Origin of the sequence: Pseudomonas sp. NPDC086112 (assembly GCF_044746425.1) — a bacterium.
In the GTDB taxonomy this organism is placed as follows: domain Bacteria; phylum Pseudomonadota; class Gammaproteobacteria; order Pseudomonadales; family Pseudomonadaceae; genus Aquipseudomonas.
Genome location: NZ_JBIVCD010000013.1, coordinates 44,616 through 61,774, shown reverse-complemented (window position 1 = coordinate 61,774; position 17,159 = coordinate 44,616). Strand labels below are relative to the sequence as shown.

13 protein-coding genes are annotated in these 17,159 nt (G+C 59.2%); 6 read left to right on the top strand and 7 right to left on the bottom strand.

Translation table 11 applies throughout. The annotated features are described in order from the left end of the window. The first annotated feature begins 34 nt into the window (after positions 1–34). Positions 35–1,546 carry a glycosyltransferase family 39 protein gene (locus tag ACIPLA_RS12150; protein ID WP_401173261.1) on the top strand — a complete coding sequence of 504 codons (1,512 nt, stop codon included), beginning with the start codon at positions 35–37 and terminating at the stop codon, positions 1,544–1,546. 8 nt (positions 1,547–1,554) lie between these two features. Here the strand turns inward: ACIPLA_RS12150 and ACIPLA_RS12145 are convergent, their stop codons facing one another. From ACIPLA_RS12145 to ACIPLA_RS12120, 6 genes are read right to left on the bottom strand one after another with little or no spacing between them, the layout of a single operon-like run. Beyond that, positions 1,555–1,839, bottom strand: a complete 285-nt coding sequence (locus ACIPLA_RS12145; protein ID WP_007905780.1) for a putative quinol monooxygenase — start codon at positions 1,837–1,839, stop codon at positions 1,555–1,557. Between the two features lie 57 nt (positions 1,840–1,896). Further along, positions 1,897–3,300 (bottom strand): ATP-binding protein, encoded by a 1,404-nt coding sequence (locus ACIPLA_RS12140; RefSeq protein ID WP_401173260.1) that lies wholly within the window; start codon positions 3,298–3,300, stop codon positions 1,897–1,899. Next, positions 3,297–5,108 (bottom strand): DAHL domain-containing protein, encoded by a 1,812-nt coding sequence (locus tag ACIPLA_RS12135; RefSeq protein WP_218398996.1) that lies wholly within the window; start codon positions 5,106–5,108, stop codon positions 3,297–3,299. Before ACIPLA_RS12135 ends, ACIPLA_RS12140 begins: the two co-directional genes overlap by 4 nt. Beyond that, complete coding sequence (locus ACIPLA_RS12130) at positions 5,105–6,064, bottom strand: cytochrome-c peroxidase (protein WP_218398997.1); 960 nt, start codon at positions 6,062–6,064, stop codon at positions 5,105–5,107. The genes ACIPLA_RS12135 and ACIPLA_RS12130 overlap by 4 nt, the downstream gene beginning before the upstream one ends. A 46-nt stretch (positions 6,065–6,110) precedes the next feature. After that, positions 6,111–7,985: a bifunctional diguanylate cyclase/phosphodiesterase gene (locus ACIPLA_RS12125; RefSeq protein ID WP_218398998.1), complete on the bottom strand. Its 1,875-nt coding sequence runs from the start codon at positions 7,983–7,985 to the stop codon at positions 6,111–6,113. Further along, complete coding sequence (locus ACIPLA_RS12120) at positions 7,982–10,288, bottom strand: EAL domain-containing protein (RefSeq protein WP_218398999.1); 2,307 nt, start codon at positions 10,286–10,288, stop codon at positions 7,982–7,984. The genes ACIPLA_RS12125 and ACIPLA_RS12120 overlap by 4 nt, the downstream gene beginning before the upstream one ends. 255 nt (positions 10,289–10,543) lie before the next feature. Between ACIPLA_RS12120 and ACIPLA_RS12115 the strand changes: the two genes are divergently transcribed. From ACIPLA_RS12115 to ACIPLA_RS12100, 4 genes are all read left to right on the top strand, one after another. Further along, positions 10,544–11,902, top strand: a complete 1,359-nt coding sequence (locus ACIPLA_RS12115; RefSeq protein WP_218399000.1) for an HD domain-containing phosphohydrolase — start codon at positions 10,544–10,546, stop codon at positions 11,900–11,902. Between the two features lie 187 nt (positions 11,903–12,089). Beyond that, a complete protein-coding gene (locus ACIPLA_RS12110; protein WP_218399001.1) occupies positions 12,090–12,524 on the top strand; it encodes an NUDIX domain-containing protein in 435 nt (144 codons plus the stop codon). A gap of 23 nt (positions 12,525–12,547) precedes the next feature. After that, a complete protein-coding gene (locus tag ACIPLA_RS12105; protein WP_008072313.1) occupies positions 12,548–13,186 on the top strand; it encodes a LysE family translocator in 639 nt (212 codons plus the stop codon). Position 13,187: 1 nt separating this feature from the next. After that, positions 13,188–13,685, top strand: a complete 498-nt coding sequence (locus tag ACIPLA_RS12100) for a GNAT family N-acetyltransferase (protein WP_401173259.1) — start codon at positions 13,188–13,190, stop codon at positions 13,683–13,685. Between the two features lie 122 nt (positions 13,686–13,807). Here ACIPLA_RS12100 and metR read toward each other — a convergent pair whose 3' ends face one another. After that, the gene (gene metR, locus ACIPLA_RS12095) at positions 13,808–14,725 is read right to left on the bottom strand and encodes a transcriptional regulator MetR (protein ID WP_007898547.1); all 918 of its coding nucleotides are present in this window, start codon (positions 14,723–14,725) and stop codon (positions 13,808–13,810) included. A gap of 120 nt (positions 14,726–14,845) precedes the next feature. Here metR and metE point away from each other — a divergent pair, with 120 nt between their 5' ends. Further along, complete coding sequence (gene metE / locus ACIPLA_RS12090; protein WP_401173258.1) at positions 14,846–17,158, top strand: 5-methyltetrahydropteroyltriglutamate--homocysteine S-methyltransferase; 2,313 nt, start codon at positions 14,846–14,848, stop codon at positions 17,156–17,158. The last annotated feature ends 1 nt before the right edge of the window (position 17,159 follow it).

The window sequence follows — 17,159 nt, the reverse complement described above, 5'->3', positions numbered from 1 at the left end:
CTCTTCGATCCCTCCCGAAAGCTTTCCATCCCGGATGGCCGACAGGGCAGGTCTGGTGGCGGTAATCGTCCTCGCGTTGCTCGCAAGGTTTCACTCCATCACCGTGCCGGTCATCTGGTACGACGAGGCCTACAGCATCTTGCTGGCCGAAGGCTCGCCTGCGTATATCTGGGCTACGACGGCACCGGATGTTCATCCGCCGCTTTACTATGTCTTGCTGCATTTGTGGATGTTGCTGTTCGGCAATGGCGTGTTGGCTGCGCGATCCCTGAGTGCGCTGGCGGATGTCGGCACGCTGTTGCTGTGCATTAAATTGATGAGTCAGGTGACGACGCGAAAGGCGACCTGGATAGCCGCCGTGTTGTTGGCGTTGCTGCCGATGTCGGTGCGTTATAGCCAGGAAGTGCGAATGTACACCTTGCTCGGCTTTTGGCTGATGGGCGCGACCGTGGCGCTGGTGTACTGGATCAAGGCACCGGATCAAAAGCGTTATCCGTTTTTTTACGTGCTGCTGATGTCGGCTGCTTTCTATACGCACTACTTCGCCGCACTGTGCGTGCTGGTGCATTGGCTTTGTTGGTGGCGAGCGCGGGAGGGCGGTCGGCCCAGGGCAATACCGATTCGTGCGTGGGTCGTGGCCAACAGCGCAATCGTTGTGCTGTACCTGCCGTGGATTCCTCATTTCATCGATCAATTGCTGCGAATGGACGGGCTCGAGTGGATACCGCCGCTCACCTGGCAAACAGCGCTGACCTTCGTTTGGCAATTGGTGATGATGGGGGATTCGGCCAGTTATTCATCCCTATGGCGTGTGATGCCCTCGGTGTTGATCGTTGTTTGCGCCGCTGCAGTGCTGCTCAAGGCTCGTCATGAGCGGCCTTTCAGCGTCTTGCTGGTGGGCTATTTCTTTGTGCCGGTACTGACCGTGTTTCTGGTGTCGCTGATCGTGCCGGTTTTCAATGCCAGATACCTGGTGTTCGCTGTCGCCGCGTTGCCCCTTATTGTTGCGCTCGCGTTGGACGCCTTCAGCCAACGCCATGCCGTTCTTGCCGCTGTCGCCATGGCGTTGGTTTTATTGGCAGAGGTACACGGGCTTTCGGCGGTCTATGCGCAAACCGATGAGATGAACGGGACGAGCGTTCGCAAGGACGCAAGACTGGACGCCGTGGTCGCAGGGCTTGGCCGCGAAGTACGTCCGGGTGACGAGATCGTTGTGGATAACCTGTATTGGTATTTGCCGTTTACGTACTACAACTCGACCGGTATTCAGCCGAGGCTATACGCTTTCAAACCACCGACAGGCACCCTTTGGGGAGCCGCCGAATACGGTGGTTGGGCACTCATCCCCCGTCACCTGCATTCGATTCTCTTCGACGATTTTTCAACCTTGCAGCTGAATGCCAAGCGGATCTGGTGGGTCACGGGCGACGCTCGTCCTGAACACGACGCCTTGTTTCCCAGGCACTGGAAGCAGGTGCAGGTGCTAAAGGAAGGGGATAGCGAAGCCCGTTTGTTTATCCGGGGGGAAGCGGCAACCCCCCCTTGAGGTTGACGTCAGAACGCATCCATCAGCACAACAATACAATCCTTCGCCTGGTAACCATTGATCTGCGGCACCAGACGCCGAAAATGCTCAGACTGGCAATGAGCATCCAGCGCCGCCTTATTCGGCCATTGTTCGACAAAGATAAAGTGCCCCGGGTCTTTTTGATCGATGAACAGATCGTAAGCAATGCAATCAGGTTCCAGTCGAGTCTTCTCGACCAGTTCGGCGTACCACGGGCGAACGGTTTCAATGTATTCGGGTTTGATGAAATCTTGAGCGATTACTTTCAGCATGGTGTTCTTTCTTGGTGCATGGGTATTGGAACAGCCAGGTAGGAGCTGCCGACGTGTTTATGCTGGCCAGGATTGCCGCACCGGCAACTCGACCCGAAAGGTGCTGCCCACCCCGACTTCGCTACGAACCGAAATATCGCCCTGGTGTTTTTTCACGATGCCATAGGACAGGGACAACCCGAGCCCTGTCCCCTGGCCCACCGGTTTGGTGGTGTAGAACGGGTCGAATATTTTCTGCAGGTTGTCCGGCTCGATACCTATGCCCGTGTCCGCGACCTCGATCGATACCGTTTCACCTTCAAGCCCGGTGCGTAGCGTGATGGTGCCCCGTTCCGGCCCCATTGCCTGAGACGCGTTGACAATCAGGTTCATGATCACCTGATTGATTTGCGACGGCAGGCATTCGATATCGGGCAGCTGTTGAAACTCCTTCACCACATCGGCCTTGTACTTGAGTTCATTGGCGACGATGTTCAAGGTCGACTCGATGCCCTGTTGCAGATTGGCCCACTGCCATTCCTGATTGGAGTCGACGCGGGAGAAGTCCTTCAGGTCTTTGACGATTCGCCCGACCCGGCCGATGCCATCCTTGGATTCCTTGATCAGCAGGGGAATGTCTTCACGCAGAAAGTCCAGTTCCACCCGTTCACGCAACTGACTGAGTTGCTCGATGACCTCGCTTGAGCCAATGGCGTTTTCCGCCTCCCGATAGGCATCGAGCATGTCCTGCAGTTGTTTGAAGTAGCCATCGAGGGCGCCGAGGTTGGAGGAAATGAAGCCGATGGGGTTATTGATTTCGTGGGCGACGCCCGCCGCCAGTTGCCCCAGCGAAGCGAGTTTTTCCGACTGCACCAATTGGGATTCAAGCTGTTTACGCTCGTCGATTTCCCGCTGCAACGCCTCGCTGGCCTGCTTGAACTGGTCCGTGCGTTGATCCACCAGATGCTCCAGATGGCTCATTTGAATAGACGCCCGCTCGGTCATCTCCCATTTGGTGAGCAGGGTGTTGGCCATTTGCTGGACTTCAATGTTGTCGAACGGTTTTTTCAGAATCAGCAGGCGATCATGGGCATGCAAGCGTTCCAGCAGTTCATCCCAGGAATAGTCGGAATAGGCGGTACACACCACCACTTGCAGTAACGGATCTTTCTGCCACAGGTGTTCGATGGTCTGCGCGCCGTCCCAACCCTCGGGCATGCGCATGTCGACGAAGGCCAGCGCATAGGGGCGGTTTTCCTGTAATGCCTGGATGAGTTTGCCTAGCCCCTCCTGACCGCCATAGGCCGAATCCAGCTCGAACAGCAGGTTGGTGGATTTCGCTTCGCTGCCGAACAGCGCGGCCTCCATTTCGTCCAGCTCTGCATGCTGCGCTGATGTCGGGGTGAGGATCTTGCGAAAATCTTCATGGATGGACGGTGTGTCGTCGATCAGCAGAATGCGTCGGTTTGAAAGATCGCTCATGCTTCCTCCATGACGGGTTTCAACGGGATCTGCAAAGTGAACAGTGCACCTTTGCCCGGTCCGTCGCTGTGGGCGGTGAGATGGCCGTTCATCTCGATGGCGGCCAGGGCACAGCTGTGCAGGCCGAAGCCGTGACCTTCCTTGCGGGTGGTAAAGCCATGGGCAAAGATCCGCGTCATGTTCTCCGGCGCGATGCCTTCGCCGTCATCCTTGACGCTGATTTGCAGGATCGTGTCCTCGACGACTTTCACCCCAAGGGTCATTTGCCGCGGGCGATTGCTGAGGTCAGTCATGGCGTATTTGGCGTTGCTGATCAGGTTGATCAGGATCAGCAACAACCGGTGTTTGTCGCCCATCACTTGCGGTACGTCGCCGTACTCCTTGACCACCGTGACGTGATGCCGGGTCAGGGCGCCGGCGTTCATCCGCAGGGCATCTTCCAGCAGTTCGTTGATGTGCAACGGTTCCATCAGGCTGTTGGCACCCGCGTAGGATTGCTGGGTGGCGACGATGTCCTTGATGTGATCGACGCTTTTGCTCAGTTGCCCGAGTTCGTCGGCCATGCCTTGTTGCTCAAGGGCAATGGCATCCACCAGTTGGTTCAGGTAACCGGGCAGCAGTTTTCCTTTCTCGTCCTGGGTCAGGAAGGAGCCCAGGTCGTCTTGATGCGCGTTGATCAGCTGCATCGCCTTGCCCAGTCCCTGGGTCTTGCTGTTACGCAGCTTGCGGGTGACCAGATCGGCCGAGATGTTCACGCTGTTGAGCACGTTGCCGACGTTGTGCAGCACGTTAGTGGCGATTTCAGCCATGCCGGCCTGGCGAGCGGTGTCGAGCAGTTCGCTCTGGGTATCCTTGAGTTCGCGGGTGCGCTCCTCGACCCGTTGTTCGAGTACGTCGTTGGCAGTTTGCAGTTCCTTGTTGACCCGATGGGTCTCCCCGAAGCTGCGCATCAGCCGAACTGCCAGGTACACCAGCACCATCACCAGCAGCGTCGAAAATACCAGCATGTAGAGGTGGTAGCGCCGATTGGCTGCATCGGTTTGCTGCTGATCCTTGTTCAGCAGCGCAGTCATGTCGTCCAGCCGTGCGGCCACGGGAACGGCTTCGATATTTTCCAGCAGCCGATTGACCACGGGTTGTTCCCGCAGGATCAGCGCAATGTGATTGCTCAAGACATCGATCGGGCTATGAAACTGCTCCGGTAATCGTTCCTTGTTCACCCGCAGTTTGTTCAGCCCGACCAGGATATCGGCCGCTTTGTCGTCGGAGGTGACCTGGGCGAACTCCAGGCTGCTGAGCAGCAAGTCGTAGGTGTCGGTGGCGATGTTCTGTAGTTGCAGTTTGTCTTCGTCGAGCAGTTGGGTCAGCGGTTCCTGAATGTCGTCTTCGGCGGTGGGCAAAAACGCCAGTGAGTTACGCAGCACCGCGTTGTGCGATTTGAACTGCTCCACCAGCCGGGTTTTTTCCTGAATGGCGGCGTGGTAAGCCTCATGGCTGGCACGCCAGATCGGCGAGTCATTGCGACCATGACTGGACTCCATGGTCTCGAACTGCTGCCACAGGAGTGTCATCTCGGTCAGCGGTGCAACCAGCGGGTCGTAGTTGTGGCTGATGGCAATCCTGGCCTTGAGAATCTCGGTTTCCCACTGCGCGTTGAACTGTTTGATCCGGCCAATCAGGTCCCGGGACTCGGCGTACGTCGAGGTCTGGTCGGAGCTTGATTTGAGGTACAGAAACAGCAGTGTCGAGGCCAGCAACACGGCCACGCCACTGAGCAACAAGAGGTTGCGACGGTGGTACGTTTTCATAAGGATTTGCCTCCCCATTCACCGGTCAGGGTCTTGAGGAATTTGATGATCAAGGTCTTGTCCTGGTCAGAGGGCACGCGACCGAGCTGGAACTTGAACATCACGTCTACCGCGTCTTCGAGGGTCTTGGCCGAACCGTCGTGAAAGTAGGGCGCGGTCACGGCGACGTTGCGCAGGCTCGGAACCTTGAACACGTTGCGGTCTTCTTCGGCCTTGGTGACCAGATAGCGGCCCAGATCGGCTTCGGTGGGGTTGCCCCGGACCTCAAAGTAATCACCCATGACCCCGAATTTCTGGAACATGTTGCCGCCGATATTGACCCCCTGATGGCAGGCAATGCAGCCGTAGTCCTTGAAGCGCTGGTAACCGTACTTCTCCTCGGTCGTCAGAATCTCGGTATTGCCCAGCAGATATTGGTCGAAACGCGAGTTGGCGCTGATCAGCGTGCGCTCATAGGTGGCCAGGGCTCTTTGCACATTGTTCATGGTCACGCCGTCCGGGTAGGCCTTGGCGAATGCGCTTTTGTAAGTCGGGTCGGCGGTCAGTGTCTGAACGACATGCTCCCAATGACTGCCCATTTCACTGGGGCTCTGCACCACTTCGTGGGCTTGCGTTTCCAGGGTATCGGCGCGGCCGTTCCAGAACTGCCGGAAATTCAGACTTGCGTTGAACACGCTGGGGGTGTTGATCGTCAAGGGGGCGCCGTTGAAGCCGATGGAAAACGCCAGGGCGTCGGCGCCTCCGTTTTCCAGACGATGGCAACTGGCGCAGGACAGGGTGTTGTTGACCGACAGGCGTGGTTCGTTGAACAACCGACGACCGAGTTCGACTTGCAAGGGATTCTGCTCGGGCACCGTGGGCAAGGGTTTGAGCGGTTCGTCCAGCGGTGCGCCGTTGGCTATCAGACAACATCCGAGTAGAGGCGCTAGAAGCAGGTAGTAGAAGGGGCTCGACATCTTATGATTCCTTGGCGCAGGGGGCCTGGGTGTCGTTGCACATCATTCATTTGGGGCTGGATGGAGCGGACTGCACAGACGTCAGGTATTGCACGAAGGCCTCCGGCTCCACGGCTTTGCTGAAGTAATAACCCTGGCCTTCCTCGCATTGGAGGGCCTTGAGAAAATTCAATTGTTCGAGGGTTTCCACCCCTTCGGCAATGACGGTCAGTTTGAGGCTCTTGCCCAGGCTGATGATGGCGCTGACCAGGGCCGCGTCATTGCTGTCACGGCTCAGGCCACGAATGAATGACTGGTCGATTTTCAACACATCGATGGGAAACCGTTGCAGGTAACTCAGGCTCGAATAGCCGGTACCGAAGTCATCGATAGCCAGCCGTACGCCCAATGCCTTGAGCCGATTCAGCGCGAGCATCGTGGCATCGACGTTCTGCATCAATACGCCTTCGGTAATTTCCAGCTCCAGCAAGGTGGGGTCCATACCGGTTTGCTTGAGTATCTGTTCGATCCCTTTGACAAAGTCCCGCTGACGGAAGTCGATGGCCGACACGTTCACCGACATGCAGAGTTTCGGCAGACCTTTCGCCTGCCAGGCGCAGGCTTGTTGACAGGCCTGGGCGAGCACCCATTTGCTCAACGGTACGATCAAGCCGCTGTCCTCGGCCACACCGATAAAATCTGTCGGGTAAACCCAGCCTTGCCCCGGCTTTTGCCAGCGGATCAATGCCTCGGCGCCGACCACCTTGCCACTGCCCAAGTCAAGTTTGGGCTGGTAGTGCAGGACAAATTCGTTGCGTTCCAGCGCCAGGCGAATACCCGACTCGATGCTCTGCTGTTCCCGGGCGCGCTGGTTCATCTCATCGATGAAAAAGCTGAAATCGTTCGGGCCGCTTTCCTTGACGTTGCGCATCGCGGTTTCGGCTTTTTTGATCAGCGCGATGGCATCGAAACCGTCCTCGGGATAGATGCTGATGCCCAGGCTGGCCGTCACGCTCAGGTCGTGGCCGGCAATGTGTTGAGGCGCGCGTATGGCGTTCAAGAGCTTTTCGGCGATGCCCTTGGTCTGTTGGGGGTGATGGATGTCAGCCAGGATCACCACAAACTCATCGGAGCCGTAACGGAACACCGAGTCGGATGCGCGCACGCAGGCCACCAGATTGTGCCCGACACGTTTGAGCATCTCGTCACCGGTCGGGTGACCCAAGGCATTGTTGATGCGCTTGAAGCGATCGAGCCCCAGAAACATCACCGCCAGTTGTTTGTCATGGCGTCGCGACAGGGCCAGTGACTGGTTCAGCCGGTCGCCCAGCAAGGTGCTGTTGGGCAATTCGGTCAATACGTCGTACTGCAACAAGTGCGACACCTTGAGCAGCTCATGGACCCGGGCCTCGATGGTTTGCTCCAGTGTTTGCACTTTCATGGCCGCGTCCTGCGCCATCTGCCACTTCCAGGTCAAGGCGCTGGCCATCTGGCGGATTTCCAGGCTGTCGAAAGGTTTTTTCAGCACCAGCAACTGATCGCCGAACTCCAGTCGCTCGGCCATGGCTTCCCAGGTGTAATCGGAGAAGGCCGTGCACAGCGCGATTTGCAAGTGAGGATCAGCCTTCCAGAGCCGTTCGATGGTTTCCAGGCCATCCCAGCCCGGGGGCATGCGCATGTCGGTGAACGCCATGGCGTAAGGGCGACCTTGTGCCTGGGCGCGCTTGACCAGTTCGAGTGCTTCTTCGCCCTGGTAGGCGGAGTCGAGCTGAAATACCAGTCGTGCCGACTGCGGGCTGCCGAACAGCGCGGCTTCAGTGCCGGCGAGGGTTTGTTCATCGTCGGTATCGGGGCCGAGAATCTTGCGAAAGTCCTGATGGATCGAAGGTGTGTCGTCGATGATCAGGATGCGCCGGTTAGCCTGGACGAACGGAGTTTTCATTCCTTGTCCTCCGTGGCACGCGGCGGGTCATCCGGCATCGCTGCGGTTGCGTGGCTGGCACGCAGGATGCTCCCGGCCTTCAGCAACTCGGCAGCCTGTTGGCTGCTGACCGCTTGGCTGAAGTAGTGACCCTGGGCGTTCATGGGTGAGCCGGTGGCCATCAGCGAACTGCGTTGTTCCTGGGTTTCTACGCCCTCGGCGATAATGCCGATCCCTACATCGCGGGCGAAGTTGATGATGGCCCGCAACGTCGTCGCGCTGGCCGGGTCGCGTGCGGCCATGTCGATGAAGGTCTGGGCGAGCTTCAGGTGATTGACCTGATAAGTCTTGAGGTAATCGAACGAGGAGTATTCGGTGCCGAAGTCGTCGATGGCGATTTTCACCCCCAGCTCACGCAGGCGCGGCAGTACATCGTTATGCGTCCACTTGGTCTGGGCCAGGGTCGCCTCGGTGACATCGAAGCGCAGGTCCCACGGGCACAGTTCCCAACGCGCGGTGGTGCGCAATACGTCATAGATCAGCTCGGGACCACTCTTGAGTTGAGCCAGGGACAGTTTTATCGCCACCACCGGTGGCGCCATGCCTTCGTCACGCCACTGACGCATTTGCCGACAGGCGCGCTCCAGCACCCAGTGACCGAGGGCGATGATGGTGCCGGTCTTTTCCGCCGCGGGTAAAAACGCCTGGGCTTCCAGCAACCCGCGCTGAGGGTGGTTCCAGCTGACTTGTGCTTCCATGCCGAGGATCTTGCCACTGCTCAGGTCCACTTCCGGCCAGTAACGCAGTTCGAGTTCGTCGTGTTCGATGGCCGTTTTCAAGTCGTTGGCGATGGTCATGCGCTCGACCACTTCCTGATTGATCTCCTCGGAATGGAAGTGGTATTGGTTGCGGCCTTTTTCCTTGGAGCGATACAGCGCCATGTCGGCCTGGGTCAACAGGCTGTCGGCACTGAGGCTGATCGGCGCATAGCTGCTGATGCCGATGCTGACCGAAACCCGCACATCATTGCCGGCCAGGGAGTAGGGCAGCACCAGTGCATCGCGGACCTTGGCGGCCAGGGCCGCTGATTGGGTCGGATCGCCGACGTCCAGTTGCAGTATCGCGAACTCGTCGCCACCCAGTCGGGCGACCACATCGTTTTCGCGCACGCAGTTTTTTATGCGCCCGGCGACCTCTTGCAACAGCAGGTCGCCCACCGGATGGCCCAGGGTGTCGTTGATCCGTTTGAAATGATCCAGGTCCAGGTAAAACATGGCGAACGGTGTGGCCCCGCGCCGGGCGGCGGCGAATGCCTGGTGCAGCCGCTCGATCAGCGTCGCGCGGTTGGCCAGCCCGGTCAGCCCGTCGGTGCGGGCCAGCAGGGCGATTTTTTCCTCGGCCAGTTTGCGTTCGGTGATGTCGATGATGATGCCTTCGACTTCCAGCAAGCGGCCTTCATCATCGCGCACCGGGATATAGCGGTTTTCGACCCAGCGCCAGTCCCCGTCACCGGTGCGCATCCGAAACTCGATGGAAGCACCTGACGCATGGCGGTCCAGTACCCTGGCCATCGCCGTATCGACTTTTGCCTGATCGTCAGGATGGATCAGCTCCTGCGCCCAATTGGCCGACGCCACCAGGGCCGCCGCGATGTGGCCGTATTTGGTGATGTTGTGGGAGATGTACATCAACGGGAACGACGGTTCGCCCCGCAGCCGATACAAAATGGTCGGGCTGTTCTGCACGATGATGTTGGCGTCGGACAATTCCCGGGTGCGCTCTTCGACCGCGTGCTCCAGCAAGGACATCTTCAGCGCCGCGTCTTCGGTCATTTGCCACTTGGCGGTCAATGCGCTGGCCATCTGACGGATCTCGATGGCATCGAAGGGTTTTTTCAGGATAAGCAGGCGATCGCCCAGTTCCAGACGCTCGGCGATGTCTTCCCAGGAATAGTCGGAATACGCGGTGCAGAGCGCCACCTGCAGCTTGGGATCGACTTGCCACAAGCGTTCGATGGTTTCCAGACCGTCCCAGCCCGGCGGCATGCGCATGTCGATAAAGGCCATCGCGTAGGGCGAGTCATTCGCCAGTGCGCTCTCGACCTTGTCCAGCGCTTCGCGGCCCTGAAACGCGGAATCGATGACGAAACTTTGCAACGATACCGACGCAGGGGTACCGAACAGGGCGTTTTCGGCGCTGATCAGGCTGTCGTCTTCGATCGATGGCGGGCTGAGAATCTTGGCAAAATCCTCATGGATCGACGCGGTGTCATCGACAATGAGAATCCGACGATTAATGCGCGCAAGCAGCGTGTTCACTGACATGCGCCTGTACCGACAGCAGGTTGGTGCAATGAGTTCATAGAGGGTATCCCTTCCCTGATCGCAGGATGAAGCGGGTATCGTTTGGATCCGAGTGATCTGAGCATAGTCGCCCGGCCAGAAATTCGCCCGGTTGACTGAGACGAATCATTTCCGGGGTCGGGCTGAAAATCATCTAGCCTGTAGGTCAGGCTCGGGAACGCCAGGACATTCGCCCCGCGCGCGATATAAAGACACACGTTTTCTTGAGGTAATGCCATGGAAGAGCAACTCCCCACGACAGTGACCGATAAACCCAAATTACTACTGGTCGACGATGAGGAGTCGATTCTCAATAGTCTGCGCCGTCTGCTGCGCGGTCAGCCCTACGAGGTACTGCTGGCCACCAGCGGTGCTCAGGCGCTGGAGATCATGGCGCAGCAGCCGATCGATCTGGTGATGAGTGACGCGCGCATGCCCAATATGGACGGCGCCACGCTGCTGGCTCATGTCCATCAGCGTTACCCCGACACTCTCCGGATCATGCTGACCGGTTATGCCGATCCGTCGGCCATTATCAAAGCCATCAATGAAGGGCAGATTCATCGTTACATCAGCAAACCCTGGCACGATGAGGAAATGCTGCTGACCCTTCGACAATCACTTGCCTATCAGCATTCCGAGCGTGAACGCTTGCGTCTGGTGCAGGAGACGTGGGATCAGAACGAGAAACTGAAGCTGCTCAACGCCACCCTGGAAAAACACGTCGCGGCCCGCACCAGCGAGCTGCAGCAGACCGCCGACATGCTGGACCTGGCCTACGAAGAGCTCAAGCGCAGCTATGTCACGGGCACCGAGGTGTTTTCGTTGCTGGCCAACCTGCGCCTGCCGCCCGCCAAACAGACCAACCGGCAGATCATCGAACTGGTGCGGGTGTACTGCAAACTGCATGGCCTGGACGAAGGCAGCAGTCGTGACCTGACCATGGCCGCGGCGCTTTACAACATCGGGAAGTTGAGCTGGACCGACAGCATGATGAGCACGCCCTCGGACCTGCTGCATCACAATGACCGCGAGCGCTATCGGGGTTACCCGAAGCAGAGTGAGTCGCTGCTGATGACGCTCGACCCAATGAAGGATGCCGCTCGGCTGATCCTGCATCACCAGGAGCGTTGGGACGGCAGCGGTTTTCCGGATCGGCTCAAGGGCGAAGCGATTCCGTTCGGTTCGCGGTTGCTGAAACTGGCGGTGGATTTCATCGAGTTGCAGCGCGGGCTGATCCTCGAACGGCAGATGAACAGCGATGAAGCCCTGGTGTATATCCGCCAGTACGCCGGTCGCCTCTACGACCCGGAACTGGTGGAGGATTTCATTCAGGTTTGCGCCACTTATCTGAGCGACGTGACGCTGGCCGATCCGACGGTCAAGGTGCTGACCACCCGGGATCTGGCGGCGGGCATGATCCTGGCGCGCAATCTCAATGCCGACAACGGCATGCTGCTGCTCAATGCCGGCAAGGTGTTGAATGGGCCGCTGGTGGAGAAGTTGATCGCTTTCGAGGCGATGGAAGGTGCCAGGTACAGCATTTTTGTGAAAGTGCCGGAGGAAGTGGAGGGCGCGCTTCTCGAGACGAGCTGAGCTTTCCAGCCCTGTAGGAGCGAGGCTTGCCCGCGAAGAATGCACCGCGGTTTTTCAGGTATTACGCGTCATCGTTCTTCGCGGGCAAGCCTCGCTCCTACAGGGGGCAGCAGATGTTTTTTCGGCGTGACGAAGAACCGGCGCGCATGTGATCCTTGCGTCTTTTACCCAAGGCCAATGACGATCCATGACGCTTCCATCCGCCGCTTCGCCCCGCCTCATCCGCATCGCCGCAGCCCTGCTGATCAGCCCCGACGGTCGCACCCTGCTGGTGCGCAAGCGCGGTACCCAGGCGTTCATGCAGCCGGGAGGCAAGATCGAGGCCCATGAGCAACCGGTCCATGCCCTCGCTCGGGAGCTGGAAGAGGAACTGGGACTGGTCATCGATCCGGCCCATGCCGCCTACCTGGGGCAATTCTCGGCACCGGCCGCCAATGAGCCGGGTTATGTCGTACAGGCCGAACTCTTTCAGCTGACCATCGACTCACACGTTTCCCCAGCGGCGGAAATCGAAGAAGTGCGCTGGATCGATCCTGCCACCGACGGCGATGTCATGCTGGCGCCATTGACACGGGACCAGATATTGCCGTTTTATCGAGCCTCACTGAACGAAACCGCTTGATCGTCCAAGGACGGAGGATGCCCATGATCCCGCTTCAAGATTTGCTGATTTTCGCCGCGGCGGCGCTGCTGATGGTACTCACGCCCGGGCCAAACATGATCTACCTGATCTCTCGTTCAATCTGCCAGGGGCGCAAGGCCGGAGTGACTTCGTTGCTCGGCGTGGTCGCGGGGTTTTTAGTGCACCTGTTCGCGGCCGCTGCGGGTTTGACCGCGGTGTTCGTGGCAGTGCCGATGGCCTATGAAGTGTTGAAGTGGGCCGGTGCGTTGTACCTGTTGTGGCTGGCCTGGCAGGCGGTCAAGCCCGGTGCGCGTTCGCCGTTCGAGGCGCAGCAGTTGCCGGCGGACTCGTCCCGCAAGCTGATTACCATGGGCTTTCTCACCAGCGCGCTGAACCCGAAAATCGCAGTGTTTTACCTGTCGGTGTTTCCGCAGTTCATTACCCCTGAACACGGTTCCGTGTTCACCCAGAGCATCATCCTCGGCCTGACCCAGATCAGCGTGAGCTTCAGCGTCAATCTGCTGATCGCGCTGTTTGCCGCGGGCATCGCGTCCTGGTTCGTCAACAACCCGAACTGGCTGGCGATGCAGCGTTACTTCATGGGCTTCGTGCTATCCGGGCTGGCGGTGCGCTTGATGCTCGAGCAGCGGCGAGTGGCCTGAAATGTGGATTCAACGGCTTGATGCCAGCCATGCCCTGGATTACCGGGCGCTGATGCTTGAGGCCTATGACTTGCATCCCCAGGCGTTCACGTCCAGCGTGCGCGAGCGCGCGGTAATGCCGTTGAGTTGGTGGGAATCGCGCCTGACCGGCAAGCTGGACGTAGTGTTCGGGGCGTTCGAGAAGGGTGAGCTGGCGGGCATCGTCGGCCTGGCCTTCGAGCCGCGGGAGAAGGCCCGGCACAAGGCGACGTTGTTCGGCATGTACGTTTCAGGGGCGGTTCGGCAGTGCGGGCTCGGTTATCAGCTGGTTCAGGCTGCGTTAGCTGAAGCCCAGGCTCACCAGGGCCTGAAGCTGATCCAGCTGACCGTTACCGCTGGCAACGAAGCCGCCTTCAAGCTGTATCAGCGTTGCGGCTTCGTGCAGTTCGGCCTTGAGCCGCTGGCAGTTCGGGTGGGCGAGGACTACTTCGACAAAATCCACATGTGGCGCGAGCTCTGAAACCACCCCGATCCCTTGTAGGAGCGAGGCTTGCCCGCGAAGACGGTTTCACATTCGGAACTGCTGTGGGCTGACACACCGCTTTCGCGGGCAAGCCTCGCTCCTACAGGAGATAGGTCGCTCTATCGGACAGCACTAACCCCATCCAGCGTCGAAAACGACGTGTCCTTGGCCGTCAGCAAAAAGTCGCGCATGTAGGGTGCATCCAGCATGTCGGCGCGAATGCCGGCGTAGAGCGTTGCGAACAAGCCTTTTTCCCCCAGCCGTTTAGCCTTCACGTAGCCCCGTGAACTGTATTCATGCAGCGCCCAATGAGGCATGCCGCAGACGCCGCGACCGCTGGCCACCAGTTGCATCATCATCACCGTCAGTTCCGAGGTGCGCACCTGGGCCGGTTCGATGTCGGCTGGTTCCAGGAAGCGGGTGAAGATGTCCAGCCGATCGCGCTCCACCGGGTAGGTGATCAAGGTTTCCGTCAGCAAATCTTCGGGCACGATGTACGGCTTGCTCGCCAGGCGATGCTGGTTAGCCACCGCGAGCATGGCTTCGTAGGTGAACAATGGCACGTAAGTGATCCCGACCAGTTCCAGCGGGTCGGAGGTCACCACCAGGTCCAGATCGCCTCGGGCCAGCGCCGGCAGCGGGGCGAAGGAGAAACCCGAGGCCAGGTCCAGCTCGACTTCCGGCCAGGCATCGCGGAACTGGTCGATGGTCGGCATCAGCCACTGAAAGCAACTGTGGCACTCGATCGCCATGTGCAAACGCCCCGCAGTGCCGCCGGCCAGCCGCGCAATGTCACGCTCGGCGCCGCGCAGCAGCGGCAGGGTGGCGTCGGCCAGTTGCAGCAGGCGCAAGCCGGCACTGGTGAAGCGCACCGGTTTGGTCTTGCGCACGAACAACGGCATGCCCATGCGCTCTTCCAGTTCCTTGAACTGGTGGGACAGCGCCGACTGGGTCAGGTGCAGGCGGTCGGCCGCATCCACCAGGCTGTCGGCTTCGCGCAAGGCGTGCAGGGTTTTCAGGTGACGGATTTCAAGCACCGGGGGCTCCATGAGGAAAACTTGTGATCAACACGAAAAGGTTGAGTTTGTCTCATGTTGGGTGAGCTGTCGACAATAGCACCATGTTTTATAGCGTCCTTTATAGAGAGAGCTCTTACCATGGCCTTGGCCCACACACTTGGTTTTCCGCGCATCGGCGCTGACCGCGAACTGAAAAAAGCCCTCGAATCCTACTGGAAGGGTGATCTTGACCAGGACGCATTGAAAAGCGTCGGCCGCCAATTGCGCGCCACCCACTGGCAATTGCAGAAAGACGCTGGCATCGACCTGCTGCCCGTGGGCGACTTCGCCTGGTACGACCAGGTGCTGACTCACTCACTGACCTTCGGCGTGATCCCGGAGCGTTTTGACAGTGCCAAAGATAAACGTGGCCTGCCGACCCTCGACACCCTGTTCGCCATGGCCCGTGGCGCTACCGCAGCCTGCTGCGGCGGCGAACATACCCAGGCGCAATACGCTCAGGAACTGACCAAGTGGTTCGACACCAACTATCACTACCTGGTCCCGGAATTCACCGCTGATCAACAGTTCAAACTGAGCTGGGAACAGCTGTTCGACGAAGTCGATGAAGCCAAAGCCCTGGGCCACAACGTCAAACCGGTGATCATCGGCCCGTTGACTTACCTGTGGCTGGGCAAGGCCAAAGGCAATGACTTCGACAAGCTCGATCTACTGGAGCGCCTGCTGCCAATCTACGGCGAAATTCTCGGTCGCCTCGCTGCCCAAGGCGTGGAGTGGGTGCAGATCGACGAACCGATCCTGACCCTCGACCTGCCACAGGCCTGGAAAAACGCCTTCGAACGCGCCTATCACATCCTTCAATACTCGCCGCTGAAAAAACTCGTAGCGACTTACTTCAGTGGCCTGGAAGACAACCTCGGCCTGGCTGTCAGCCTGCCAGTGCAAGGCTTGCACATCGACGCGGTGCGCGCGCCGGATCAACTCGGTCAGGTGCTGGATCGTCTGCCGACTTACAAAATTCTCTCGGTGGGTCTGGTGAACGGTCGCAACGTCTGGCGCTGCGAGCTTGAGCAAGTGCTGGCGCAACTGCAGCCAGCTCAGGAGCGTTTTGGCGATAACTTGTGGGTCAGCAGTTCCTGCTCGCTACTGCACAGCCCGGTGGACCTGGACCGTGAAGACACACTCGACCCGGAACTGAAAAGCTGGCTGGCGTTTGCCGTGCAGAAGTGCGGTGAAATCGCCGTGCTGCGTGATGCTCTCAACGACCCGCAAGCGCCGAAGGTGCAAGCCGCCCTGGCCGAAAGCCGCGCCATTGCGGCCAGTCGCGCTCAGTCTCCGCGTATCCACAAAGCGGATGTTCAGGCCCGAATCAGCGCCATCGGCGCAGCGGACAGCCAGCGTCACTCGCCGTTTGCCAAGCGCATCGAACAACAACAGGCACGGCTGAAACTGCCGGCGTTCCCGACCACCACCATCGGCTCGTTCCCACAGACCGCATCGATCCGTCTGGCGCGCCAGGCCTTCAAGCAAGGCAAGCTGTCGGCCAACGATTACACCGATGCCATGCACAGCGAAATCCGCCACGCCGTGCAAATCCAGGAACGCCTGGGCCTGGACGTGCTGGTGCACGGTGAAGCCGAGCGCAACGACATGGTCGAGTACTTTGCCGAACAACTGGACGGCTACTTGTTCACCCGGTTCGGCTGGGTCCAGAGCTACGGCTCGCGCTGCGTCAAACCGGCGATCATCTACGGCGATCTAAGCCGTCCGAAACCGATGACGGTCGACTGGATCACCTATGCCCAGAGCCTCACCGACAAAGTCATGAAAGGCATGCTCACCGGTCCCGTCACCATGCTGATGTGGTCATTCCCGCGCGAAGACGTCTTGCGCAAAATTCAGGCGCAGCAACTGGCCCTGGCCTTGCGCGATGAAGTGGTGGATCTGGAAAACGCCGGCATCAAGATCGTGCAGATCGACGAAGCCGCGTTCCGTGAAGGGCTGCCACTGCGCCGGGCGCAATGGCAGGAGTACCTCGACTGGGCGGTGGAAGCCTTCCGCCTGAGTGCATCGGGTGTGCGCGACGAAACCCAGATTCACACCCACATGTGCTACAGCGAATTCAACGACGTGATCCAGTCCATCGCCGCCATGGACGCCGACGTGATCACCATCGAAACCTCGCGCTCGGACATGGAGCTGCTGGAAGCCTTCGAAGCGTTCGACTACCCCAACGACATCGGCCCGGGCGTCTACGACATCCACTCGCCACGGGTGCCGGACACGGCCGAGATGGTCAAGTTGATGAGCAAAGCCGTGAAGCGCATTCCGGCCGAGCGGTTGTGGGTCAACCCCGATTGCGGTTTGAAAACCCGCGCCTGGCCGGAAACCGAAGCAGCGCTGGTAAACATGGTCGCGGCAGCACGGCAGTTGCGTAGCCAGCTGGCGTGAA